Source organism: Enterococcus silesiacus, assembly GCF_001886225.1.
Classification (GTDB): domain Bacteria; phylum Bacillota; class Bacilli; order Lactobacillales; family Enterococcaceae; genus Enterococcus_L; species Enterococcus_L silesiacus.
In genome coordinates this window covers 1-25898 of the sequence record NZ_JXLC01000012.1, presented here as the reverse complement: position 1 = coordinate 25898, position 25898 = coordinate 1, and the positions used below count along the sequence as shown (strand labels likewise).

Genomic DNA, 25898 nt, shown 5'->3' with positions numbered 1-25898 from the left:
GTGAAAAAATGAAAAAAGTTTTAGTAGCAAATCGTGGAGAAATTGCAATTCGAATTTTTAGAGCCTGTACAGAAATGCACATCGGGACAGTGGCAATCTATGCAGCAGAAGATGAATATTCTGTTCATCGTTTTAAAGCAGATGAAGCCTATTTAGTTGGTAAAGGTAAAAAACCGATTGAAGCCTACCTTGATATGGAAGATATTATTCGGATTGCAAAAAAATCTGGTGCGGACGCGATTCATCCAGGTTACGGGTTTCTTTCTGAAAATTTAGAATTTGCTCGACGTTGTCAAGAAGAAGGCCTGATTTTTGTCGGTCCCACACTCCATCACTTAGATATTTTTGGCGATAAGATTAAAGCCAAAGATGCAGCAGTTGCAGCAGGTATTGCCTCAATTCCAGGTACTGATGGACCTGTAGACACAGTTGAAGGTGTTTTAGAGTTTGCTCGGACGCATGGTTTTCCAATCATGATCAAAGCAGCACTTGGTGGCGGCGGTCGTGGAATGCGGGTTGCTCATGATGAAAAAGAAGCTAGAGAAGGCTACGAACGAGCAAAAAGTGAAGCAAAAGCGGCTTTTGGTTCTGATGAAGTTTATGTAGAAAAATACATTTCTAATCCTAAACATATTGAAGTTCAAATCTTAGGGGATCAACATGGCAATGTCATTCATTTATTTGAACGTGATTGTTCAGTTCAGCGTCGTCATCAAAAAGTAGTAGAAGTTGCGCCTTGTGTTTCAATGAATGAAGCCAAACGAAAAGAGATTTGTGATGCGGCGGTTCAATTGATGAAACATGTTGGGTATGTCAATGCTGGAACAGTTGAATTTTTAGTTGAAGGTGATCAATTTTATTTCATCGAAGTCAATCCTCGTGTTCAAGTAGAGCATACGATTACTGAGATGATCACAGATATTGATATTGTAGTATCTCAACTTCAAATCGCTCAAGGGCTTGATTTGCATACAGACATGAAGATTCCACACCAAGAGCACATCACTTTAAATGGTGCAGCAATCCAATGTCGGATTACGACAGAAGACCCATTGAATCACTTTATGCCAGATACGGGGAAAATTGACACCTACCGTTCACCAGGTGGTTTTGGGGTTCGTCTTGATGTTGGAAATGCCTATTCTGGTGCTATCGTTACACCTTATTTTGATTCACTTTTAGTGAAAGTTTGTACGCATGGTTTTACATTTGAAAAAGCAATTCAAAAAATGGAACGTTGTTTAAGAGAATTTAGAATTCGTGGTGTAAAAACCAATATTCCATTTTTACACAAAGTGATTGCTCATCCAGAATTTAAATCAGGCGAAGCAAAAACAACGTTTATTGATAACACACCGCAATTATTTGAATTTCCAAAATTAAGAGATCGCGGCAATAAAACAATGAAATATATCGGTGAAGTAACCGTTAATGGATTTCCGGGAATCGAAAAATCGACGAAAAAATACTTCGATGCACCACGCATTCCAACGGACTTAGAATTACGCAATGATTATGTGACTGCTAAAAATGTTTTAGATGAAGCAGGCGCACAAGGGGTTGTCAATTGGATTAAAAAACAAGAAAATGTTTTACTGACTGATACAACGTTCCGTGACGCTCATCAAAGCTTATTGGCGACTCGTGTAAGAACTCAAGATTTCAAAGAAATTGCACGCTTAACTGGGGAAGGATTACCAGAGCTATTTTCTAGTGAGATGTGGGGCGGAGCGACTTTTGATGTTGCCTATCGTTTCTTAAATGAAGATCCATGGCAAAGATTGCGTAAAATTCGTAAATTAATGCCTAATACCTTGTTACAGATGTTGTTTAGAGGCTCGAATGCGGTTGGTTATCAAAACTATTCTGATAACGTTATCGAAGAGTTTATTAAAGAGTCAGCGCGACAAGGAATTGATGTATTCCGCATTTTTGATAGCCTAAACTGGCTACCACAAATGGAAAAAAGTATTCAGACTGTTCGAGATACAGGGAAAATTGCGGAAGCTGCTATTTGTTACACTGGTGACATCAATGACCCATCAAGAGCAAAATACAATGTTGAGTATTACAAAAATATGGCCAAAGAACTTGAAAAAATGGGTGCACATATTATTGCCATCAAAGATATGGCTGGGTTGTTAAAACCTCAAGCTGCCTATCGCTTGATCAGTGAATTGAAAGATACGACAGATTTACCGATTCATTTGCACACGCATGATACAAGTGGCAATGGGATCATTACGTATTCCGCAGCAACAAAAGCAGGCGTAGATATTGTTGATGTAGCAACTAGTGCGATGAGCGGTGCAACAAGCCAACCTAGTATGAGTAGTTTATATTATGCTTTAGTCAATGGCGATCGTACACCAGATGTCAATATTGATAATACGCAAAAAATCAATCATTACTGGGAAGATGTCCGCATGTATTATAAACCATTTGAAAATGGCTTGAACGCGCCTCAGACAGAAGTTTATATGCATGAAATGCCTGGTGGACAATATTCTAATTTACAACAACAAGCTAAAGCCGTTGGTCTTGGCCATCAGTGGGATGATATCAAGAAAATGTATCATACGGTCAACTTGATGTTTGGAGATATTGTGAAGGTAACCCCGTCTTCAAAAGTAGTCGGAGATATGGCACTGTTCATGGTTCAAAATAGTTTAACCGAAGCAGATATCTACGACAAAGGAACAGAATTGAGTTTTCCAGAGTCTGTTGTGACGTTTTTCCAAGGTGACTTAGGGCAACCAGTAGGCGGATTTCCAAAAGATTTACAAAGAATTATCTTAAAAGGACGTCCCGCTTTCACTGAAAGACCTGGAAGTTTAGCAGCACCAGTCGATTTTGATAAAATAAAAGCAGAGTTAGCTGAAAAAATCGGCTATGAGCCAAAAGTGGAAGAGATCTTAAGTTACCTCATGTATCCTCAGGTGTTCTTAGATTATCGCACGTCTTATCAAAATTTTGGTGACGTAACGTTATTAGATACACCAACGTTCTTCCAAGGGATTCGTCAAGGTGAGTCTGTAGAAGTTCAAATTGAAAAAGGGAAGACGCTGATTATTCGGTTAGATGAAGTTGGAGATCCTGATATTGAAGGAAATCGAGTGTTGTTCTTTAATTTAAATGGCCAACGTCGTGAAATAGTGATTAAAGATACATCTATTAAGTCCTCTGTTCAAGCAAAACGTAAGGCAGAACCAACGAATAAAGAGCAGATTGGTGCAACCATGTCGGGCTCTGTTCTCCAAGTATTGGTAAACAAAGGCGATAAAGTGAAAAAAGGTCAAGCGTTATTAGTAACAGAAGCAATGAAGATGGAAACAACCATTGAAGCGCGTTTTGATGGAATCGTTGAGCATCTGTATGTATTTGAAGATGAACCGATCAGCTCAGGTGATTTATTGATAGAAGTAAAAGAAAATTAAACGAAAAGTGGGGAAAGAGATGAAACGATTTTTAGCTTTCTTAGGCGTGTTCTTAGTAGTCCTGATTGGCGGCTATTTACAACCAGTCTTTTTTCCCACTGACAAAATGCCACAGGAAGCAGATAGTGGGAAACGTGTTGTTTCCCATACTGCTTTACCTTATGAAGAAATTACAACTTCAGGTTATGCTGCATACATAGGTGAAAAAACGGAAAATTTTATAGCTGAATTTGGAGAACCTAGTGAAAAACAGAAAACAGCGATGGATTACGAGCTATGGATCTATGGAGAAAAGGATGCAGACTATCTAGAACTCAATATACAAGATAATAAAGTTTCTATGATCAAGGCCTTCAATAATTCAAAAAAAACCGCACCATTTTCAACGGGCATGGAATTATCCGATGTTTCGGAGTTAATGACTATTTATTCAAACTTTGCATTTACATATAAAGAAAATAATTATAATATTGAATTAATGGAAGAAGATATGAATTATCGTCCATTGGTTGCTTTTGATAATAAAACGTTCGCAATTTTATTTTTCGATCATGGCACTGGTAAACTAGCTGCTGTCACTTATTTAGATAAAAAAGCATTATTGACATTGATGCCGTATCAATTGCTTGAAGGTGAAGCAATCCCATTTCCTATAACCGAACAAATAGCCGGATTTGATGCTGTTAGAAGCAATCAGGTGATTCGAGTAATCAATTTATTGAAACTAAAAGAAGGCCTACCTGTCTATAGGGCGAATACTGAAAGCCAAAAAAATGCTCAAAAACTATTTGACACGCTCACCAACAACCAAAAAGCAATTCTTTCACCAGAAAGGACAGAGGCTTGGCAATTTGGTAAAGAAGAAATGGCCGCAGGTTCGGTTTTTACGTTAACAAATGATGAATATCAAAAGTTACTGAAAAGTGCACAAGTAGATAAAAAAAAGGCGACTGGTATGTTTATTGAACCAGTGTATGATCCAAGTTTTACCGTACTTTCGTGGTTTTCTGATTCATTGTACCATTCCCGCTTTGCACATCAAGACAAGGAAAACATTGGCGTTGCATTCTATAAAGCAAGTATGTTAGTCTTATTACAAGAAACTGAAAAAGAAATATCTCAAACAGAGGAAAGTGAATAAGTATGATAGTGACAGAAAAACTTTTTGAAATAGAAGACCAGACAGAAAAACTTGTTCAAGCAATTTTGGCAAGTGACAGTATCGTCTCTTATAAAATAAATCGCCAATCAATGTATCACTCTAAAGATGTTCGGGAAAAGCAAAAAGCTTTTTTAGATGCGAAAGATTCCTTTGAACGAATCGAGGCCTATGGAAAATATGCGCCAGATTTTCGTACAAAACAACGAGCAGTCCGTCAAGCGAAACGAGCATTGGATATAAGTGAAGAGGTAGCCGAGTTTCGTTTTTCTGAAACGGAGGTTCAAACGATTTTGGATTTAGTAGGTATGGCAGTTGCTAAAACAATTTCAGATGATATTAAAGTCGATGCTGGAAATCCTTTCTTTGAAAAAGGAAAACATTCAGGGTGCGGAGGTAGTTGCCATGCAAGTTAATGAAGAAAAAGAATTTATGATCCAAAAACGCCGGTGCTTGGTTGTTTTTGTGTATAGTTTGAAACAATTAAAGACGTTGAAACGTTATGGGCTGATTCACTATGTATCTCGCCGGATGAAATATGTTGTCATTTATATGAATGAAGAAGATATTGAAAGCTCAGAAACTAAAATTAATGGTCTGCATTTTGTGCGCAAAGTAGAGCGATCTTATCGCCCCGATGTGGAAATGAATTTTGCTGAAAAAATTGGTACAAAAGCTGCTTACCAGTATGAGAAAGAAGAAGGCTTTGAAGTTGAAGAGTTAAGCACTCAGATCCGTTTAGCTGAAAATGTGTAAAAATTAAGATGAAAAATGTGAACGGATTTCAAACATTTTTCATCTTTTTTCTGTATATTTGATATACTATGAATGGTATAGAAGCATTATGTAAAGGAGCGCTAAAAGATGCGGGTTATTTCTGGAGAGTACGGTGGTAGACGTTTAAAAGCTTTAGATGGCGATAATACACGTCCCACAACTGATAAGGTAAAAGAATCGATTTTTAATATGATCGGTCCCTATTTTGATGGAGGAACAGCTTTAGACTTGTATGCAGGCAGTGGCAGTCTTGCGATTGAAGCAGTGTCCAGAGGAATGGATCGAGCTATTTGTATTGAAAAAAATTTTGCTGCAATTAAAATCATAAAAGAGAATATCGCTGTAACAAAAGAAGCGGAAAAGTTTATTATTAAAAAAATGGATGCCAATAGAGCATTAGAATTTCTGAAAGAAGATGGGACTAAGCTAGCGTTGGTTTTACTTGATCCCCCATACGCTAAACAGGAAATCGAAAAGCAAATCTTGCAAATGCTTGCTTTTGATTTGCTAAGTGAGGATGCTTTGATTGTGTGCGAGACAGATAAATCTGTAGACTTTCCTGAAACGATCGGTCCCTTAGTGAAGACGCGTGAAACAACCTACGGGATTACCCAAATAACTATTTATAAACAGGAGGGAACCAATGACTAAAGTCGCTCTTTTTCCAGGAAGCTTCGACCCTTTAACAAATGGTCATCTAGATTTGATCGAACGTAGCACAAAGCTATTTGATAAAGTGATTGTTGGCGTGTTTGTGAATACCAATAAAACCGCTCTTTTTACTCTAGAAGAAAAACTTGCTTTGATAAAAGAAACAGTTGCACATTTGGAAAATGTTGAAGTAATCGTTCAAGAAACCAAGCTCACAGTTGAAAGTGCTGCACAATTAGGGGCAAAATTTTTAATTAGAGGGATCAGAAACGTGAAGGATTACGAATATGAAAAAGATATTGCGATGATGAATCATCATTTAGCGCCTGAACTAGAAACTGTTTTTCTATTAGCAGATGAAGCATATGACCATGTTAGCTCAAGTTTATTAAAAGAAGTACTAAAATTTGGCGGAGATGTTTCAGCGTATTTACCACAGCCAGTCAATCAAGCGTTAAATCAAAAGAATCGTGAGATGAAGTCGAATGAACAATAAACAAGAAGAAAAAATATCAATCAAATCAATGCTGCCATTTATCGTGGTTATTTTGTTGATTATTGTCATGATTTTCCCGATCCCTTATTATATCGAAGGGCCAGGTACAACTGAGAATTTGAAAGAATTCGTTACAGTGAACAATGAAAAAGATTCGGAATCAGGCGCTTTTTACTTAACAACTGTTGGCGTTCGTAAAGCAACGCTGGGATCTGCTTTAAAGGCTAAATTTTCTGATTTTCAAGAATTAGTAAGCAAAGAGGAATTGATGGGTTCTAGCACAAATAGTGAGTATGAGCGGATTCAACAATACTACATGGACTCTTCAAAAAATGCTGCGATTGAACAAGCGCTAAAATTAGCTGAAGTCCCTTATCAAATGAAATTTAAAGGGGTTTATGTGTTAGCAATTGAAGATAATTCTAATTTTAAAGGGAAAATCTCCGTTGGAGACACTGTAACAGGCATTGACGGGAAAACTTTTAAAAGCAGTGAAGAGTTTGTGGATTATGTAAAAAAACAGAAAGTTGGACAAGCAGTTACGGTTAGCTACTTGCAGGATGGAAAATCAAAAGAGGCAGTTGGCAAGTTAATTGAGCTGCCAACAGATAAAAAAGCAGGTATCGGAATCGGTTTGACTGATCATACTGAAATCGATTCTTCCATTCCAATTGAAATCGACGCTGGAGACATCGGCGGTCCGTCAGCAGGTCTAATGTTTACACTAGAAACCTACGAACAATTAACCCAAAAAGGGATTCGCAAAGGACATAAAATCGCTGGAACAGGAACGATCAATACGAAAGGTGTCGTTGGCCGGATTGGTGGCATCGATAAAAAAGTTGTTACCGCAAGTAAAAACAACACTGAAATTTTCTTCGCACCTGATGACGAAATCACTAAAGAAATGAAAAAAGCCGAACCTGGCATTCAAACAAATTATGAAGAAGCAAAAGCCGCTGCCAAAAAAATCGGTACAGACATGAAAATCGTACCAGTGAAAAATGTACAGGATGCATTAGATTATCTTGACACATTAAAAGAAAAATAAATTTTTTTACGCTAGGCCGAAATATGGCAGTTCCTGCCAACATTTTTAGGAGACTGAGATATAACTTATAAAGTTATATCTCAGTCTCCTCTTTATTTTGTGCAAACATATCAGAATAACTACCGCTTTAACCTTAGTATAAATAGCGAAAAATGATCGTTTGTATGACCGATACAGCAGAAGCATCGAATGCCTGTTTGAATGGTCCTATATGGAAAAAACCACCTAAGGCAAAGAGGGCTAAAACGACGATTGCAAGGATGTTAAAGAAGTAAAAGGTTAATCGATAAGCTAACACAGGGTTATTGACGATTCTGTCAAATCTTCGTTCACGGTAGATGTTTTTTGTCACAAGAATTTCTTTCAATACGGGGATTTCGGATAATTGCCGTTTTAAAATATCGGCATCCCGCTGACCTAACATTTCTGAAAAAATATGGTTTTCAGATTCAAAATCAAAAGTATAAGTGAAAAGAGCTACTCGTTTAGGCGGAAACGAGTCATCCCAGTCAAAGTAACTTGTTTTATTTTCTTTCAGGGTAATTGCCTTGATCGTTGTGTAAGGATAGCTGAAAAAAGTCCTTTGATCTAAAAACTCAATGATCGTTGTAAAAATCATTCGTTGGTCAGTGAAAATAAGCAGACGATTTCCTCTAAGATCATTAAAATCTTTTACATACGCTTTCGCTTCTTCTGACTCAGGATGATACATACCTAATAAACCAAGTCCAACAGCAGATACATTTTCTCCATCATTTGTCATAGGAAGGTAGGCATGAATCGTTTCACCTTCCTCTAAACAGGGTTTGACTTTCTCTATAAAATCTTGTAAAAATATATACATTTTTGTTTGATTGAATAACTTTTTCTTTTGCTGTGCATTTAATTCTTTTTTTGAACTGGAGCTTATTTCATTGTTTAGTTGGTTAATTACGACTTTAAATGGGTTGACCATCTTAAATTCCTCCTTGAATTGAGAATTGATTTAGTCTGTAAGATTGATAGTGTACGGGTCACAATAGGTTCGTAATACTCCTTTTGAGAAGGGGCTATTTTTCAAAAAAATAGAATAATGAGTTTATTTATAGCGTTAGATCGATCATTTCTTTAATTTTTTTTCGACCACGGGAAAGATGATTATAAACTTGCGAGACATTCATCTTTAACATGTCAGCTATTTCATCAGGCGTATCTTGATAGTAATAATATTTTAAGAAAATCAATTGATCTTCTGTTGTTAAGTGTTTCACTAACTCCAGAAAATGTTCTTTCTCAAAGTAATCTGCTTCAAAAGTATTCTCGGGCAATTGATCCATAGGAATAATGTTTCGCTCACGGATAATCAATCGTTTCTTATCTAGACAAATATTTCTTGTAATTGTTAAGCTCCATGTTTTTAAGCTGCTCTTTTCAGCATCATAAGTAGAAATTTTCTGCCAAATACGATAAAACACCTCATTTTCAACTTCTTTTCGGTAATTTATTTCACCTGAATGGCTTAAGATTGCTTGAATACATTTAATGATATCTGTGCCAAAAAGATCAATAAATTGCTCCAACCCCAAAAAATCTCTGTTAATCAATAATGCAACAATTTCCTTTTCCATCTGTTATCACCTTCTTATCCTATTATACGATGAACTTTCTTGATTTCTATCATGAAAAAAAAGAAATAATGCGTATCTTTACTTTGAAGGAGGGAAATGATGGATTATCGTACATTGTTACAGAAATATAAGCACTATATTATCGTTGGCGGTATTTTGAGTACTGTTACTTTGATCATGATCATCTTTTTGTTAGTTAGATCAATTCAAAAAACACCTGTGGAAGAAGAGGTGTTAGGGACCTTGACCAGCTCTTCGGCAACGTTAGAAACTGAATCGATTTCTCAACAACTATACGTCGATATAAAAGGCGCTGTGAAAAAACCAGGAATGTATGAAGGAAGTGCTGACATGCGCGTCTGGGACGCTGTGATGCTTGCTGGTGGGCTAGGTGAGGATGCTGATACAAAACAAGTGAATTATTCTGAAAGAATTACCGATCAGATGGTGATCTACGTTCCAAAAGTTGGCGAAGAAATCCAAATTGCTGAACAAAGCGCTGATTCAATGACTAAGGAAAGTAACAATCTAAGCAAAATCAATCTTAATAAAGCTAGCGAGAATGAATTACAGTCATTACCAGGCATTGGCCAAAAGAAAGCTCAAGAAATCATTCGATATCGTGAAGAAAATGGTGGGTTCAAATCAATTGAAGACTTAAAAAATATTTCAGGCTTTGGCGAGAAAACATTTGAAAAATTAAAAGACTCGATCACAGCTTAACAGAATAGCTAGATTTCAAAAGCGGAAAGACAATTATTTTACTAATATCTGCTATCCGTTCTTGACGAGACTTTTTCTATACTTTACTATTTGTGTATCCTACTTTAATTTTAATTCAGCAAAAAATGATCAAAAAAATAAATCACTACTAAAAGGAGCAAATCATGACGTTAGAAAGAATCCCTTGGGATCAATATTTTATGGCACAAAGTGTGCTGTTATCTTTGAGAAGTACGTGTACCAGACTAGAAGTTGGTGCAACAATTGTTAGAGACAAACGAATCATCGCAGGTGGGTATAATGGATCAGTTAGTGGGGATGTTCACTGTATTGATGATGGTTGTTATGTGGTTGACGGTCATTGTGTAAGAACGATCCATGCCGAAATGAATGCTGTTTTACAATGTGCAAAATTCGGTATTCCCACTGATGGAGCGGAGATTTATGTCACGCATTTTCCTTGCTTACAATGTACTAAGATGATTCTACAGGCAGGCATTAAAAAAATTCACTATCTAAAAGATTATCGTAATGATGAATACGCACTGGCTTTGATTGAGCAAGTGGGTGCAACGGTGGATCAAGTAACCTTATCAAAGAAATATTTTGCTGAATTACAATTAGGAGAAGAAGAGCTTGCTTCCGTGGAAGAAGCACCTCAAACAGATCAATAATTACTGGATTTTTCCAGTATTAGTAACGATAGGAACAGTTTTTTTCGTCTTAGAAGCGAGTGTCTTAATAGGAATTATTTGGTTTTATCTTGTTTATCGGGTCTTTTGTACAAGAAGTACGGCAATCATCAGTGTTAGTTGCTGCTGTATCCTGATGATCTTTGTTTCATGTCTGTTGACTTTAAACAAAGAAAAGCAATCAAAATTTCCAGAAGCAACTGAAATAGCAGGAGAGTTATTTGTATTACCCGACCAAGTTAAAATCGATGGTGATCGTCTCCAGTTGAATGGCAAATTTTTATCAGTGAATAAAGAGGAGCGAGAAGTAATCGCTTTTTACCGCTTTGCAACAGAAGAAGAACCTCAAAAGTGGAAAAAATTCAATCAGCCAATACGAATCAGACTCTCAGGTGAGTTTACAACACCGCTGGGACAAACGAATCTGAATGGGTTTGATTATCGTAAATACCTAAAAGAAAATGGTGTCTATCAAACATTAACGATCAGTAATATCCATAAAATTAAAGTTGAAAGCCTTAAATTTTATCAAGTTTTTGCTCAGTTGAGTAGTTATAGGAAAAAAGCAATCGATTATTGTGACTCGACATTTTTAAAAGAAACAGCACTGTATCTTAAAACCTTAATTTTTGGATTTAAGTCTAGTGAGTTTTCTCAAAAAGAAGGAGTATTGGCTAACTTAGGAATTCTTCATTTGTTTAGTTTATCAGGAATGCATGTCACCTTTTTTATAGGAGGCTTTCGTTATTTATTCTTAAGGTGGGGGATCACAATTGAGCGTCTGTTTTGGTTGCAAGTCCTTTTCTCCATTGTGTATGCCGGGCTGACTGGCTTTTCAATCAGTGTTGTACGAGCGTTACTGCAAAGTATGATATCTAGAAGTAGTCGCAAGTTTAACTGGCATTTATCAGGATTGGATTGTTGGGGTGTAGCACTGTTAATTGGATTGTTTTTTCAACCCTATTTGTTGTTTTCCGTTGGGGGGCAACTAAGCTACGGGCTATCTTTTTTTATCTTATATGTTTTACCTATTACAGAAAGAATCAATAATCGGTATCTTCAAATGTATTGCTTCTCTCTTTTGCTGAACATTACCATGATCCCGCTAATGGGACGAACCTTTTTTGAATGGCAGTTAACAAGTAGTTTGTTTACATTTTTACTGCTGCCAGTATTTGAACGGTTTATTTTACCTATATTAAGTATTAGTTTGTTGAGTTCCTTTGTGGTAAATATAAAATTTTTGAGTGATTGTTTAGAAATATATTTTCTGATCCAGCAATCTATTTTTGAATGGCTGAGCCGTTATAGTACGTTGACGATCGTTACTGGTATTTTTTCTCCGTTACTTTTTCTAGTTATCTGTGCGTTGCTTTTTTTACTCCTGCACATGTTTTATGAGCGCTCAAAGAAAGTTTACGTAATAATAATAGGTCTTTTTTTGATTATGCATAATAAGTATGTTTCTCCAACCGGAACGATTGCTTTTATTGATGTTGGACAAGGAGATAGTATTTTCATTCAAAGTCCATTTCATCAGGAAAATATTTTGATCGATACGGGCGGGAAAGTTGAGTTTGGCAAGGAAAAATGGGCTGTTCGAACAAAGCAAACTGCAAATGCTGATTATTCTGTAATTCCCTATTTGAAGAGTAAGGGAGTCAAATATTTGGATAAAGTATTGATCAGTCACGGTGATATTGATCATTGCGGCGATTTATTAGCGATTGATGAAAAAATACCAATTCGCTCACTTTATTTTCCCGAGGGGACAGAAAATAAAGTAGCTTTTCGACATATGCTTAAGCAGCTAAAACGCAAGGGTACAAAATGTTATCCAATAGTAGCTCAGGCTGAGGTTAGCCGTTCAATTTCAATGAAAATACTGGCTCCAAGCAGTCCAGGAACTGGAGAGAATAAAGATTCCATGGTCGTTTATGCTAAAGCCGCTGAAAGTCGCTTCTTATTTACTGGTGATTTGGAAAAAGAAGGAGAAAGACTCTTACTTCAGCAATTTCCAGCACTAAAAGTAGATATATTAAAAGCAGGACACCACGGCAGTAAAACCTCGTCAGACCCTATATTTATTCAAAAAATCGCTCCTAAGAATGCGATTATTTCTTGTGGGCGAAATAATCGATTTAAGCATCCTCATGAAGAAACACTTGCAACCTTGAATCAAGCCAATATAGATATTTTTCACACAAATAAAGACGGTATGATCTACTATGAGTGGACACCATTTTCAAACATGTCAGCGGCTCAGACAGTTATAAAAGAAGACTAGCATTTCTTGAAATGACATGATAGGATGGAAAAGAGAAATGGGGGAACGTATGAACTTACAAGAAGCATTAAAACAAGTGCGGCAGCAACATTTTGCGTCAGTTTATTTAGTTCAGGGAACAGAAGGTTATTTAAGTGAATTATTTAAAACAGAGTTGATGAGTCAGTTGATTAAAACAGAAGATGATCAGTTTAATTATTCTTCTTTTGATATGGATGAAGTCCCATTATCTATAGCTATGGAAGAAGCTGAAACAATTCCTTTTTTCGGTGATTATCGGCTAGTTTTTATTGAGAATCCATATTTTTTAACTGCAGAAAGAAAAAGCAATGGACTAGATCACGATATTGACAGCTTACTGAAGTATCTGGAACAGCCTTCACCAACGACTATCCTAGTTTTTATTGCAAATGTTGAAAAGCTAGATGAACGAAAAAAAATAACTAAAGCTATCAAAAAACAGGCAGAAATCATCGATGTTAATCCGATGGGTGAGCGTGAAGTAAGGCAATATGTAGAGCAAACAATTCAAAGTGAAGGGTATGAAATCCGTCCTGAAGCTTTTGATTTATTATTGCAACTGACTGATTTGAATTTATCAAAAGTAATGGGGGAACTGCAAAAACTATTTTTATTTGCCTCTGACACTAAGATAATTTCATTAACAGGCGTTAAAGAATTAGTGCCAAAATCATTGGAGCATAACGTATTTGATCTAACAAATGATGTTTTATCCGGGCATAGCGAAAAAGCCATTCAATTATATGAAGATCTATTACTTCAAGGTGAAGAAACAATCAAATTAAATGCGATTTTACTGAATCAAATTCGCTTATTTTTGCAGACAAAAATTTTAGCAAAATTAGGATATCAGCAAGCGAATATTGCCGATACATTGAAAATCCATCCTTATCGTGTAAAACTGGCTTTACAACAAGTCCGGCGCTTTGAATTAGAACGCTTGGAGGCAATTTATGATGAATTAGTTGAGAATGACTTTTTAATGAAAACAGGCAAGATGGATAAAGAGCTACTTTTTGAATTATTTATTCTTAAATTATCTGGACAAGTTACTAGATAAAATCGCAAGGAGGGATCTTTTTGGATAAGTCTAAAAGGTTAATTGAAGCTTTTTTTCAAGATGTTCGTTCCGGAAGAAATCTTCAAGCAGCCTATGATTTTATGCATCAACGTGTCATTGCTCATCAAGTTCAGTCTGAAAATGAATACACGGTAATTAGATCTCCGCAAGATTACATTGAGCATGTGCAAGAGATGCTGGAATGTTATGGGGAATTTGAACTAGACATTCAAGAAATACTGGCAGAGAAAAATAAAGTATTTGTCCGTTGGAAACAAACGGGTCAAACGAGTGAAGGCAAAATAATCATTCAACTTGCAAGTGCCATTTACTTAATTAAAGAGGGAAAGATTTCTGAATACTGGATTCAAATTGATCGAAAAGGTCTTGAAATTCAGAATGAAACGTAGCTTACATGTGATTGAGATTGGACTCAAAGAGTTCCGTTTCAATCATTTTTTTACAAAAAAAAGAAGCTAACACGAAGTTAGCTTCTACAAGATCATTATTTTGCTACTTTTTTGCTTAGACGAGATTTGTCACGGCTTGCTTTGTTTTTATGGATTAATCCTTTTGTTTCAGCCATATCAACAGCTTTGATAGCCTCTGTATATAACGCATCAACATTGTCAGCACCTGCTGCTACAGCATCTTCAAATTTCTTGATAGCTGTACGCATTGCATTTTTTTGAGATGAATTTTGAGCATTCTTATTAGCGTTAGTACGTACACGTTTAATTGCAGATTCAATATTTGGCATTTCTTTCACCTCCGATAAATTAAGGTCTTACACAGGAAAATCCATATGTAATTCAACACTAATCATTATACCTAATCCAAACAGGCATTGCAATAAAAGATGACAAGTTTTTTTCCTTAACAGTAAAATTCTTGATTTCATTGAGCAAAATTCAATTAGAATATTGGAAAAATAGATACTTTTTATAAAAAATATGCTATTATAACAGGTGAAAAATGAAATGGTGGTGTCAATGTGAATATTGCTCTAGTTGTAACAGTTACACTTGTGATGGGGGTTATTTTCGTCAATGGTTGGACAGATGCGCCAAATGCAATTGCAACCGCTGTCTCTACTCGCGTTTTAAAGCCAAATATAGCGATTTGGATGGCTGTTGTAATGAATTTTTTTGGTGCGTTGGTGATGACGTATTTTAATGCACAAGTAGCTGAAACAATCAGTAACATCGTGAGTTTTGATGCTCATGGAAATGCATCTCAGGTAGCTTTAGCAGCCGCTTTATTTTCAATCGTTGTATGGTCGGTAGCCGCATGGTATTTTGGTATTCCAACAAGTGAGAGCCATGCCTTGATAGCTGGTTTGACAGGCTCAGCTATGGCTTTAGGCGGAATCGGTGCAGTGAATGGTTCTGAATGGGCCAAAGTATTGGTGGGCTTAGTTGTATCCACTGTGATGGGTTTTGGTGGTGGTTTTCTTGTCACAAAGCTAATTGTAATCCTTTTCAAAGGTGTAGCTAGAAGAACCGCGAATAAAGTTTTTACTTATGGGCAAGCCTTTGGTGCAGCGGCTAATGCCTTTTTACATGGGGCTCAGGACGGTCAAAAATTTATGGGCGTATTCATGTTGGGACTTTATTATAATAATCTAGCAGAAAAGTCTGGTTCAGGGTTTATCATTCCAATTTGGGTCATGGTTCTTTGTTCTGTTACGATGGGATTCGGTACATCTGTAGGTGGCATGAGAATCATTAAATCGGTTGGAATGGATATGGTGAAATTAGAACGTTACCAAGGATTTGCGGCTGATTTAAGTACAGCAGTTTGTTTGTTTGCGGCTTCTATGTTTGGTATTCCTGTCTCTACAACTCATACTAAAACTACGGCGATCATGGGTGTAGGCGCTTCAAAACGGGTATCTAGTGTTGATTGGCGCATCGTAAAAGAAATGCTGATTGCTTGGATCTTGACGTTTCCTGGTTGCGGAATCATTGCCTTTGTTATGGCAAAAATATTTATAGCACTATTCTAAGGAGAGAGTAAAATGGCTAGAAAGAAGCAATTTGATTATTTTGGTGAATTAGAGCATTTAGCAAAAAATGCACATCAGGCGGCAGAATTGTTAGAAATGATCGCAACGGATTATTCACTTGAAAAACTTGAAAGTGAAGCTGAAAAAATCCATATACTAGAGCGTGAAGGAGATCAAATTGTTCAAAAAATCTTAAGTGAATTATATGTGTCCTTTATAACACCTATTGATCGGGAAGATATTGTTGAAATAACTCAACGCTTGGATGACGTATTAGATACCATTAACAGCATCTCTTATTTGCTTAGCACTTTAGTTGTAAAGGAATTAAATGAAAATGCTATGGTGTTTATTACGTATGGCGTAGAATCGACGGCTGGAGTTTTGACTGCGACAAAAGAATTTGCTAAGTTTAAGAACTCTAAAACCTTGCGTCTGATGATCGACGAGGTCAGCGAAATTGAGGGAAAGGCTGACAAACTTTATAGTGATTCGCTTAAAGACTTGTTTACAAACGAACAAAATCCTATCGAGGTTATCCGGTGGAAAAATGTTTATGACCAGCTAGAAGCGCTATTAAATGCCAGTGAATCAGTAGTGGATGTGATTAGCGGGTTAGTAATAAAAAATAGTTAACGATAAATCATTAAAATAACAGGTTGAGCTGATTGTAGAATTGTCTCAACCTATACTTGTTTATTATTTTGGAGGCGTCTAGATGTATAATCACAAAATCGAAGCCATCAAGAAATATACCCAAGCAAAAATGGCGCAGGATCAAACTGGACATGGAATGGATCATATAAATAGAGTGGTCCATTTAGCGCATAAAATTGCCGAAACTGAAACATGTGATTTTTTCATCGTGACAGCTGCTGCGTATCTTCATGATACTGTGGACGATAAATTAGTTTTGGATCCTGAGCAAGCATATCAGGAGTTAAAAAGCTTTTTACGTGATCTTAATTTAACTGAAAGTGACATCAATCAGATTGTCCATATTATCCAGAATCTTTCTTTTAGCCAGGAATTGAACGGAACAGTAGAAGAACTTACGATAGAAGGACAGATAGTCCAAGATGCGGATCGCTTAGATGCTATGGGGGCAGTGGGAATTGTACGAACGATTTATTATGGTGGTAGCAAAGGAAACCTCATTTATGATCCTAAAATAAAACCAAGAAATTTAAAATCAAAAGCAGAGTACCGAGAAGAGAGTACGGTCATCAATCATTTCTATGAAAAAATACTACTGCTTAAAGATAGCCTTAATACGGAATATGCCAAAAAAATTGGCGGAAAACGGCACACGTTTATAAACACTTTTTTAAAAGAATTTTTAGAAGAGTGGGATTAAAGAAAAAAATTGGAGCTAAAATGATAGACATTATCGAATCATTAGTTTTTTTCGTGTTATACAATAATATACTATTTTGTTATATCGTTAATTCGTATTTTAAAAGCCTGGGGCGTATACCCCAGGCTTTTTTTACAATCAAACGATCTCTGCCGTTTGAGATGAATACTTGGTTGGGGACGGTTTTTCGATTGGGATTGATTTTAACATTCTTAATCCGTTTAGGATGACAAGAATGGTACTTCCTTCATGACCGATAACGCCAAGCGGTAAATTGATGATCTGGAAAAAATTAGACAAAATCAATAAAATAATGATGATAGCAGAAAAAGTAATATTTTGAGTCACGATACGCTTTAATTTTTTTGAAAGTAAGTGACTCATTTGTAGTTTCTCTAAATCATTTTGGATTAAGACGATATCCGCTACATCCATCGCAATATCAGTTCCTTCACCCATAGCCACTCCAATCGCTGCATTTGCTAAGGCTGGAGCGTCATTAACGCCATCACCGACCATGATGTTAACGCCGAAAGCAGCTTTTTGTTCTTTGATCAACTTTGTTTTTTCCTCAGGTAAACAATTTGCGAAGAGCTCGTCTACTTCAAGTTCAGCAGCGACTGCCGCAGCTGTTTTTTCATGATCACCAGTAATCATAGTAGTATGGATGCCAGCCTGTTTGAAATAATTGATCACTCTTTTTGCTTCTGGTTTGGGGACATCTAATAAGCCAAAATAGGCGATGATTTCTTGATTTTGTGAGAGATAAATCACTGTTTTTCCGTCTGTTTGTAGTTGGTTAATCTCGGTTTGAATGTTATTTGAAAGAATTGTTTGGTCATTAAATGAGTTTTTTCCAACGCGCCAAGTAACTGAATCAATGGTTGTTTCCATTCCGCAGCCAATAACATTTTTCACTTCGATTTGGCTATATGTTTCGGTACTTTCATCATCAAATCGAGTAAGGATCGCTTGAGCTAAAGGGTGTGTCGATTGTCGTTCCATTGCTAAGAGAATATTTAGTCCTTCTTGCTTATTTTTTAGAAATACGGCATCTGTAACAACAGGAACTCCTCGAGTCAAGGTGCCAGTTTTATCAAATGCGATCGCTTTTAAAGAAGCTAAATTTTCTAAATAGACGCCACCTTTAAACAAGACACCATTTCTCGCGCCATTTGAGATAGCGGCCAAGGTTGCAGGTGTAGCCGATGCAACTAAGGCACAGGGAGAGGCAACTACGAGTAAGACCATCCCTCTGTAAAAACTCTCATTCCATGACCAATCTAAAAAAAGGTACGGAATCAAAATCATCATAGGAATTGCGATCAAAACGACTTTTACATAAATATTTTCCAGCTTTTCAATAAAGGTTGCTGTTTGCGAAGGTGTGTTTTGGGCTTCATCAACGAGACGAATGATTTTAGCGAATAAAGTATCCTCACTATTTTTGTTAACGGTCATTGTCACGGCTTCACCTAGATTGATTGTTCCGCCAAACAACTGTTCTTCATTTCCTTTTTCTACGGGAATTGATTCTCCCGTAATTGCGGCTTCATCAAAGGTTGATGATCCTTTAGTTAACACGCCATCGATTGGAATGCGTGCGCCTTTGGGGACAAGCAGACTATCGCCAATCTGTAATTCAGTGACAGCTACTTCAGTAGTTTTACCTAAGTCATCAAGTAAAAAAGCTGTCTCTGGTTGTAAGTTCATTAAACTCGAAATTTCTTTTTTACTTTTATTCGTTGTGTACTCTTCTAGAGCACCGCTGAGACAAAAGATAAAGGTCAACATGGCTCCTTCAAACCAATTTCCAATGATACAAGCACCGATAGCGGCCAAAGCCATAAGTAAATCGACATTTAGATGTTTGTTTTCAACAGTATCAAGCAGTCCTTCTTTTGTTTGTTTGAATCCACCAAAAAGTATAGCTAAAATAAAGCTGAACGGATAAAAAATTGCACCTGTTTTTTCCAAGATAAATCCTGCAATCATAAATATTAAACATAAAGCTGTGGCTAATAGCGCCTTTTTTTCTTCTGAAATTTTCATTGCTATCACTCCTTATAAAGAGCATAGCATAAGTAGAATCTAATTGATAACAAAAAGTTGTAAATGAGAACGATAGTGATTATCAATTAGGTGAACGCACGTTTTAAAGGGTTTTCAATTTTTTATAAATAGATTTATTCTAAATAACAACGATAATCATTATCAGTATAAAGTTGTAGTATATCTATTTTAGGATAATGGTACAAGTTGTTTATTAAGTACAAAAAAGCGACCTAGAGAAAACTTAAAAAGTTCTCTTTAGGTCGCTAATAAGATTAAGTGCTGTTTGTTATCACCTTAAAATAATTATGAAAAAAGCCAATAACTAATAAGTAAAACACCTAGTATAATTCGGTACCAACCAAACGCTGTGAAATCGTTTCGTTTCAAGTAGTTCAATAAGAATTTAATCACGACGATTGAAACAACAAACGCTACAATAGAGCCCGTGAGTAGAATAATTATTTCACCAAAACCAAATGAGTTGCCTTTCATAACAAACTTGACAATTTTCAAGAAACTGGCACCGAACATTACCGGAATACCAAGGAAAAAAGAAAATTCTGTTGCGACAAATCGTGAGGCACCGATGATGATTGCACCAAGAATGGTTGCGCCTGAGCGTGATGTTCCTGGAATCAATGACAGCACTTGGAAGAAACCGACAATTGCGGCTGCTTTATACGTAAACTCTCTTAAATCTGTACACTTTGGCTTGCGGTTGCGGTTTCTTTTTTCGATCACAACAAAGGCAATCCCATAAACAATCAGCATCAAGGCAACGGTAAAGAAATTATGGAATTTTGCTTCTAGCCAGTCATCTAAAGGAATTCCGATGATTGCAGCAGGTGCACAAGCAACCACTACTTTTGACCATAAAATCCAAGTATCTTTCTTTTCAGTCTGATCCTTTTGTGGAGAGAAGGGGTTTAGCTTATGGAAATAAAGTACAACAACCGCCATGATTGCACCGAGCTGGATGACAACATTGAACATTTCCATAAAATCTTTGCTGAGGTTCATCTTAATAAATTCATCGACTAAGATCAAATGTCCGGTACTACTAATTGGGAGCCACTCAGTTACTCCCTCAATGATTCCTAGAATAATTGCTTTCCATAAATTTGATAAAAGCATAGATTCAATCCTTTCCAGCATAAAATAATAAATCACTAATAGTATACCTTTTAGTCTGAGAAAAACCAACTAACTTTTGATTAGCATTAGAAAATTTTAGAATCCAGTCCCTCCAGTGTTGTAATTATTCGAAGAATTTTCTATACTATTACTATTCGTGAAAATTGGAGGAGAGAACAATGTTTGGATTTTTAAAAAAGAAGGAACCGGTTCAATTAAATGAAATGTTATACGCCGTAACAACGGGAAATTTGATTCCGATTAGTGAAGTTAATGATCCCGTTTTTTCACAAAAAATGATGGGTGACGGATTTGCTATTATTCCTGAATCAGGCGATATTTATTCACCAATTGTCGGAGAAGTTTTAAGTGTTTTTCAGACAAAACATGCTGTAGGCATGAAAATGGCTAATGGGTTGGAAATTTTACTTCATATGGGTATTGATACAGTTGAACTAAATGGGGAGCCATTTGATATAAAAGTCAGCGAAGGTGCTAAAGTAACACATGAAACATTGATTGCCAAAGTAGACTTAGAGGCGATTACTGTTGCCGGTAAAGCGATTGATATGGTTGTTGTGATCACTAACATGGATAATGTGAAAAACTTTAAGCTTAGTAAAACAGGGGCAGTTGTCGCTGGAGTAGAAGTTGGCATTGCTGAAGCTTGATCCAATAATTTTTTATACTCAAAAGGAAGGAAAAACATATTTCTGCTTTTCCTTCCTTTTTTTGTTGCTATTTTTGAAATGAGATTTCGAATATGGGATTAAATAAATGTTTTGTTTGAAATTTTATTTCAAACAGTTTATAATGAAAGCGAATTAAGAGGGAGCGAATAACAGTGTATGGCATTTCGATTTTTTTAAATGAAGACATGACAAATGAAACGCGAAACTATATTCAAGAAATGAGTGCTATTGGATTTAAAGGGCTCTTTACTTCTCTACACATTCCAGAAGACAATACCGCATTATATAGCCAAAGACTTAAAGAACTTGGGGCTATTGCTTTAGAATGTGAGATGAGTCTCATGGTGGATATTTCAGGTACAGCATTAAAACAAGCAGGGTTTTCTTTTGACGATTTAGCTGAGCTTTTAGCTATTGGAGTAACTGGTTTACGGATGGATTATGCTGTGTCAAATCAAAAAATAGCTGAAGCTTCTCAGCAATTAAAGATCGGATTGAATGCAAGCACAATTTCAGAAGCTGATATAGTCGAATTAAAGTCTTTTAATGCAAATTTTGCTAATTTTGAAACGTGGCATAATTATTATCCGAGACCAGAGACTGGTTTGTCTAGCCACACTTTTGCTGAGAAAAATCATTGGCTAAAACAGTCCGGATTTCAAGTGTTTGCGTTTGTTTCAGGAAATTCACAGTTAAGAGGTCCTTTATTTGCAGGACTGCCAACTCTTGAGAAACATCGTTATGATAATCCATTTGCGGCTGCAATTGAGTTGAAAGAAAATAATCAAATTGATGGTGTTTATATCGGCGATCCTGAGATTTCCAAACGCACAATGCACCAATTTAAACAATTTAATGCCGATCAAATGATATTGTTAGAAGTAGCAGATATCGGAAGTAGTTATTACACACATATTTTAGGCAAGCATTATAATCGTCAAGATGCTGCCCGTGATGTAATCCGCAGTGCCGAGGCTCGTTTTAAAGAAGTAGCAACGATCCAACCTGAACGGGCATTAGAACGAAAAAAAGGTAGCGTTACTATTGATAATCTGCTTTATGGAAGATATATGGGTGAAATTCAGATCGCCAAAAAAGATTTACCAGCTGATAAAAAAGTTACGGTTGCAGCACAAGTTGTACCCGAAGATCGCTCGTTACTGAAATTAATCAAAGCTGGCCGTGCTTTTAAACTGATAGAGAAGGGAACCATATAAAATGGACTTAGATAAATTAACAACTGAATGTAGAAATCAAGCAACGATGAACTTGGACGAACTAACAATAAAAGAAGCATTGATTAAGATGAATCAAGAAGATCAGAAAGTGGCCTTAGCAGTAAAAGAAGTACTGCCTGATATAGAACCTATTATCAAAGCAATTATCGCTGCCTTTAATCAAGGCGGCCGATTGATCTATATGGGGGCTGGAACGAGTGGTCGTTTAGGAGTTCTGGATGCGGCGGAGTGTGTACCAACTTTTGGTGTGGCACCTGAAATGGTTCAAGGATTGATTGCTGGTGGTCAAAAAGCGATGACGATTGCCGTTGAAGGAGCAGAAGATTCTCAAGAATTAGGACAGCAAGACTTATTAAAATTGAACCTAACAGACAAGGATATAGTTGTTGGTATTGCAGCAAGTGGACGGACGCCATATGTGATTGGTGGCTTGATTTATGCTGATTCAATCGGAGCAGTTACAGCGTCTATTTCCTGTAATAAAGAAGCTATAATCAGTCGCTATGCCAAAATGCCAATCGAAATCGATGCAGGACCGGAGTTTCTAACAGGTTCTACGCGATTGAAGTCTGGGACTGCTCAAAAGTTGATCTTAAATATGTTGTCGACGATTTCAATGATCGGCATCGGTAAAGTATACAATAACTTGATGGTGGATGTGAAAGCAACAAATGAAAAATTAATAGAACGCTCAAAACGAATTATCATGGAAGCCACGAATTGTGAATATAAAACAGCTGCTGATTACTTTATCAAAGCGGATGAGAACGTAAAATTGGCCATAGTCATGCTGTTGACAAACGTTACAAAAGAAGAAGCGGCAGAAAAATTAATTCAAGGAAATCATTTTATAAAAAATACACTTTAAAGAAAAATAAAGGAGGAATCAGCATGGTAGAAGATAAAATTAAGCGTTTAGCTAGGGAAATATACGAAGAAGTTGGCGGCCAAGACAATGTATTGAAGGTACGGCACTGTATGACGCGGGTCCGTATGGATATTCGTGATGATGATAAAGTGAAGTTAGAAGGTTTAAAAAAAATCAATGGTGTGATGGGAGTAGTAGAAGATGACACGCTACAAGTGGTAATCGGTCCTGGAACGGTTAATAAAGTGGCGCAAGAAATGGTCGATATGGTAGGCGTAAAGCTAGGAGAACCATTTCCAGATCAAGAGCAGACTCCGTTATCGGGTAAACAACTAGTAGAAGAAAAAGCCGCCACAGTCAAAGCCGCTCAGAAAGAAAAAAATAAAAATAACTCCAGATTTAAAGCTGTTTTGAAATCAATCTCTAATATTTTTGTCCCAATGATCCCAGCGTTTGTTGGAGCTGGAATCATTGGCGGCATTGCTGCCGTAATGTCAAATTTATTAGTCGCAGGAGCAATTGGGGATTCTTGGCAGCAGTATATTGATATACTGAATGTCATCAAAAATGGTATTTTTGCCTATCTTGCGTTATATACGGGGATCAATAGCGCAAGTGAGTTCGGCGCAACTCCAGCTCTTGGTGGCGTGATTGGTGCAGTGACGATGCTGACAGGAATGAACACTGAAACGCCGCTGCCAAATATTTTGACCGGTGGTACGTTATCAGCAGGGCAAGGAGGGATTATCGGGGTGATTTTTGCTGTGTGGCTTCTTTCATTGATCGAAAAAAGACTGCATAAAGTGATTCCTGATTCAATTGATATTATTATTACGCCAACCGTTTCGTTACTTGTGATTGGTTTGGTCACAATCTTTCTAATTATGCCAGTTGCAGGCTTTATTTCAAATAGTCTTGTAGGCGCTATCAATATTGTGCTGGAAAAGGGTGGTATGCTTGCTGGATTTACTTTAGGTGCAACATTTTTGCCAATGGTTATGTTTGGACTGCATCAAATATTAACACCTATCCATATTGAAATGATCGCTCAAACCGGCATGACATTACTCTTGCCGATTCTTGCAATGGCTGGTGCAGGTCAAGTGGGTGCCGCACTCGCATTATGGATTCGTTGTAAAAAAGATACTCAACTGGTTGAGATGATCAAAGGTGCCTTGCCAGTAGGGATACTAGGCATTGGTGAACCCTTGATCTATGGTGTAACATTACCATTGGGACGTCCATTTATTACAGCTTGTGTCGGCGGAGGAATCGGTGGCGCTGTAATTGGTGCTTTTGGAAATGTAGGCTCGATTGCAATTGGCCCAAGTGGTGTGGCTTTGATTCCGCTGATTGCCAATAATCAGTGGCTGGCCTACGTTTTAGGCTTATTGGCCGCATATGCTGGTGGTTTTGTCGCGACCTTTTTCTTTGGTATACCAAAAGATTTAAAAGAGTAATAATACATTATTTTAAAGTAATTTAGTAATGTATTAAAAACAACTGATTTTTAGTGTACAGCGACTTGTTGACGTGCATGAGGTATCAGTTGTTTTTGTCATTAACGGAGAATCGCCATATTTAACGAATGCGTTTCTTTTCTGTTATTTTTTCGCTATAATGAAGTAATAACTCACTGGAATCATTGCAATTTATTCATAATTAGATTGAAAATGTTTTTGGCAGAGAAAAGGACGGGTGAACGATGCAGCAAAATATTATTTTAACGATACAAGACCATTTTAAACATTTACCAGGATCCGAACAAAAAGTGGCAGACTATATTTTAAATAATACAAGTGAAGTCATTAACTTAAGTGCGCAAGAATTGGCTAAAAAATCAGGATCTAGTCCCGCTGCGATTATTCGTTTTTGCCGCTCTATTGAAGTTAGCGGTTTTACTGATTTAAAGCTATTACTTTCAGCAAATCTTGGAAGTGTGGATACACAAATGTATACAGAAGTCGAAAATGGTGAGGCGACAAGTGCGATTAAAGAAAAACTTCAGCACCGATTAGTTCATGTACTGGAACGGACAAATGAACATTTAGAGGATAAAACAGTCGATTTAGCAGTTGAACAATTAGAAAAAACAGAAATTATTTTTGTCTATGGTTTAGGAGCTTCTTCGCTAGTGGCACAAGATATTTATCAGAAATTTACTAGACTCGGGCTAAATGTATTTTTCACGATGGATCATCATTTGTTTGCATCAGCTATTGGAACAAATAGGTTCAAAGGGATTTTTATCGGTATTTCAAGTTCAGGTACGAATCAGGAGACAAACGCTTTGGCAGAATTAGCACTCGAAAAAGAGATGCCAGTAATCGGACTAACAGCTAATGCCACTTCGCCTCTGGCGCACAAGAGCTCGATTATATTACTGACACCAGCAGGGGAAGAAGCACCGCTTAGAAGTGCCGCAACTGTTTCGTTGACAGCCCAGCTTTATGTGGTAGATGTCTTATTTTTTGCCTATGCAGCTAAAAATTATGATAAAACACTAGAAAAAATTCAACATTCTAAAGGGGCAGTTGAAATTGTAAAAAAAGAGGGTTCTATAATATATTGTGTTGGTGGAAATC

At 36.7% G+C, this 25898-nt stretch carries 25 protein-coding genes; 20 read left to right on the top strand and 5 right to left on the bottom strand.

Going from position 1 to position 25898, the window contains the following annotated elements:
• The first annotated feature begins 8 nt into the window (after positions 1-8).
• The 7 genes from RV15_RS09515 (at position 9) to RV15_RS09485 (ending at position 7571) form a co-directional block, all read left to right on the top strand.
• On the top strand, positions 9-3437 hold the full coding sequence (locus tag RV15_RS09515; RefSeq protein ID WP_071877820.1) for a pyruvate carboxylase: 3429 nt from the start codon (positions 9-11) through the stop codon (positions 3435-3437).
• Between the two features lie 19 nt (positions 3438-3456).
• On the top strand, positions 3457-4578 hold the full coding sequence (locus RV15_RS09510) for a CAP-associated domain-containing protein (protein WP_071877819.1): 1122 nt from the start codon (positions 3457-3459) through the stop codon (positions 4576-4578).
• 2 nt (positions 4579-4580) lie between these two features.
• On the top strand, positions 4581-5012 hold the full coding sequence (locus RV15_RS09505) for a YlbF/YmcA family competence regulator (RefSeq protein WP_071877818.1): 432 nt from the start codon (positions 4581-4583) through the stop codon (positions 5010-5012).
• The gene (locus RV15_RS09500; protein ID WP_071877817.1) at positions 5002-5352 is read left to right on the top strand and encodes a YlbG family protein; all 351 of its coding nucleotides are present in this window, start codon (positions 5002-5004) and stop codon (positions 5350-5352) included. The genes RV15_RS09505 and RV15_RS09500 overlap by 11 nt, the downstream gene beginning before the upstream one ends.
• A 108-nt stretch (positions 5353-5460) precedes the next feature.
• Positions 5461-6024 (top strand): 16S rRNA (guanine(966)-N(2))-methyltransferase RsmD, encoded by a 564-nt coding sequence (rsmD, locus tag RV15_RS09495; RefSeq protein WP_071877816.1) that lies wholly within the window; start codon positions 5461-5463, stop codon positions 6022-6024.
• Positions 6017-6520 carry a pantetheine-phosphate adenylyltransferase gene (gene coaD / locus RV15_RS09490; RefSeq protein WP_071877815.1) on the top strand — a complete coding sequence of 168 codons (504 nt, stop codon included), beginning with the start codon at positions 6017-6019 and terminating at the stop codon, positions 6518-6520. Before rsmD ends, coaD begins: the two co-directional genes overlap by 8 nt.
• A complete protein-coding gene (locus tag RV15_RS09485; RefSeq protein WP_071877814.1) occupies positions 6510-7571 on the top strand; it encodes a SepM family pheromone-processing serine protease in 1062 nt (353 codons plus the stop codon). Before coaD ends, RV15_RS09485 begins: the two co-directional genes overlap by 11 nt.
• A gap of 133 nt (positions 7572-7704) precedes the next feature.
• Here the strand turns inward: RV15_RS09485 and RV15_RS09480 are convergent, their stop codons facing one another.
• On the bottom strand, positions 7705-8526 hold the full coding sequence (locus RV15_RS09480) for a PH domain-containing protein (protein WP_071877813.1): 822 nt from the start codon (positions 8524-8526) through the stop codon (positions 7705-7707).
• 127 nt (positions 8527-8653) lie between these two features.
• Positions 8654-9178 carry a sigma-70 family RNA polymerase sigma factor gene (locus tag RV15_RS09475; protein WP_071877812.1) on the bottom strand — a complete coding sequence of 175 codons (525 nt, stop codon included), beginning with the start codon at positions 9176-9178 and terminating at the stop codon, positions 8654-8656.
• A gap of 99 nt (positions 9179-9277) precedes the next feature.
• On the opposite strand from RV15_RS09475, the gene RV15_RS09470 reads away from it, so the two are divergent.
• From RV15_RS09470 to RV15_RS09450, 5 genes are all read left to right on the top strand, one after another.
• Positions 9278-9901: a helix-hairpin-helix domain-containing protein gene (locus RV15_RS09470; RefSeq protein WP_071877811.1), complete on the top strand. Its 624-nt coding sequence runs from the start codon at positions 9278-9280 to the stop codon at positions 9899-9901.
• Between the two features lie 164 nt (positions 9902-10065).
• A complete protein-coding gene (locus RV15_RS09465) occupies positions 10066-10575 on the top strand; it encodes a ComE operon protein 2 (protein WP_071877810.1) in 510 nt (169 codons plus the stop codon).
• The gene (locus RV15_RS09460) at positions 10538-12880 is read left to right on the top strand and encodes a DNA internalization-related competence protein ComEC/Rec2 (RefSeq protein ID WP_245791319.1); all 2343 of its coding nucleotides are present in this window, start codon (positions 10538-10540) and stop codon (positions 12878-12880) included. The genes RV15_RS09465 and RV15_RS09460 overlap by 38 nt, the downstream gene beginning before the upstream one ends.
• 49 nt (positions 12881-12929) lie before the next feature.
• A complete protein-coding gene (gene holA, locus RV15_RS09455) occupies positions 12930-13961 on the top strand; it encodes a DNA polymerase III subunit delta (RefSeq protein WP_071877890.1) in 1032 nt (343 codons plus the stop codon).
• A 20-nt stretch (positions 13962-13981) separates the two neighbouring features.
• The gene (locus tag RV15_RS09450; RefSeq protein WP_071877809.1) at positions 13982-14371 is read left to right on the top strand and encodes an ester cyclase; all 390 of its coding nucleotides are present in this window, start codon (positions 13982-13984) and stop codon (positions 14369-14371) included.
• A gap of 95 nt (positions 14372-14466) precedes the next feature.
• Here RV15_RS09450 and rpsT read toward each other — a convergent pair whose 3' ends face one another.
• The gene (gene rpsT / locus RV15_RS09445) at positions 14467-14721 is read right to left on the bottom strand and encodes a 30S ribosomal protein S20 (protein ID WP_071877808.1); all 255 of its coding nucleotides are present in this window, start codon (positions 14719-14721) and stop codon (positions 14467-14469) included.
• Positions 14722-14991: 270 nt separating this feature from the next.
• Here rpsT and RV15_RS09435 point away from each other — a divergent pair, with 270 nt between their 5' ends.
• The 3 genes from RV15_RS09435 (at position 14992) to RV15_RS09425 (ending at position 17326) form a co-directional block, all read left to right on the top strand.
• Positions 14992-15969 (top strand): inorganic phosphate transporter, encoded by a 978-nt coding sequence (locus RV15_RS09435; RefSeq protein ID WP_139243011.1) that lies wholly within the window; start codon positions 14992-14994, stop codon positions 15967-15969.
• Positions 15970-15981: 12 nt separating this feature from the next.
• Positions 15982-16605, top strand: coding sequence for a DUF47 domain-containing protein (locus RV15_RS09430; protein WP_071877806.1), 624 nt, complete (start codon positions 15982-15984; stop codon positions 16603-16605).
• Between the two features lie 82 nt (positions 16606-16687).
• On the top strand, positions 16688-17326 hold the full coding sequence (locus RV15_RS09425) for an HD domain-containing protein (protein ID WP_071877805.1): 639 nt from the start codon (positions 16688-16690) through the stop codon (positions 17324-17326).
• A 138-nt stretch (positions 17327-17464) separates the two neighbouring features.
• On the opposite strand, the gene RV15_RS09420 is transcribed toward RV15_RS09425, so the two are convergent.
• Positions 17465-19372 carry a heavy metal translocating P-type ATPase gene (locus tag RV15_RS09420; RefSeq protein WP_139243010.1) on the bottom strand — a complete coding sequence of 636 codons (1908 nt, stop codon included), beginning with the start codon at positions 19370-19372 and terminating at the stop codon, positions 17465-17467.
• 312 nt (positions 19373-19684) lie between these two features.
• Complete coding sequence (locus RV15_RS09415) at positions 19685-20515, bottom strand: undecaprenyl-diphosphate phosphatase (RefSeq protein WP_071877803.1); 831 nt, start codon at positions 20513-20515, stop codon at positions 19685-19687.
• 179 nt (positions 20516-20694) lie between these two features.
• On the opposite strand from RV15_RS09415, the gene RV15_RS09410 reads away from it, so the two are divergent.
• From RV15_RS09410 to RV15_RS09390, 5 genes are all read left to right on the top strand, one after another.
• Positions 20695-21186 (top strand): PTS sugar transporter subunit IIA, encoded by a 492-nt coding sequence (locus RV15_RS09410; protein ID WP_071877802.1) that lies wholly within the window; start codon positions 20695-20697, stop codon positions 21184-21186.
• A 173-nt stretch (positions 21187-21359) separates the two neighbouring features.
• Positions 21360-22424: a DUF871 domain-containing protein gene (locus RV15_RS09405; protein ID WP_071877801.1), complete on the top strand. Its 1065-nt coding sequence runs from the start codon at positions 21360-21362 to the stop codon at positions 22422-22424.
• Between the two features lies 1 nt (position 22425).
• On the top strand, positions 22426-23313 hold the full coding sequence (gene murQ, locus RV15_RS09400) for an N-acetylmuramic acid 6-phosphate etherase (protein WP_071877800.1): 888 nt from the start codon (positions 22426-22428) through the stop codon (positions 23311-23313).
• A 23-nt stretch (positions 23314-23336) separates the two neighbouring features.
• The gene (locus RV15_RS09395) at positions 23337-24773 is read left to right on the top strand and encodes a PTS transporter subunit EIIC (RefSeq protein WP_071877799.1); all 1437 of its coding nucleotides are present in this window, start codon (positions 23337-23339) and stop codon (positions 24771-24773) included.
• A gap of 245 nt (positions 24774-25018) precedes the next feature.
• Positions 25019-25898, top strand: an 880-nt coding sequence (locus RV15_RS09390; RefSeq protein WP_071877798.1) for a MurR/RpiR family transcriptional regulator, incomplete at its 3' end; no start/stop codon positions are given.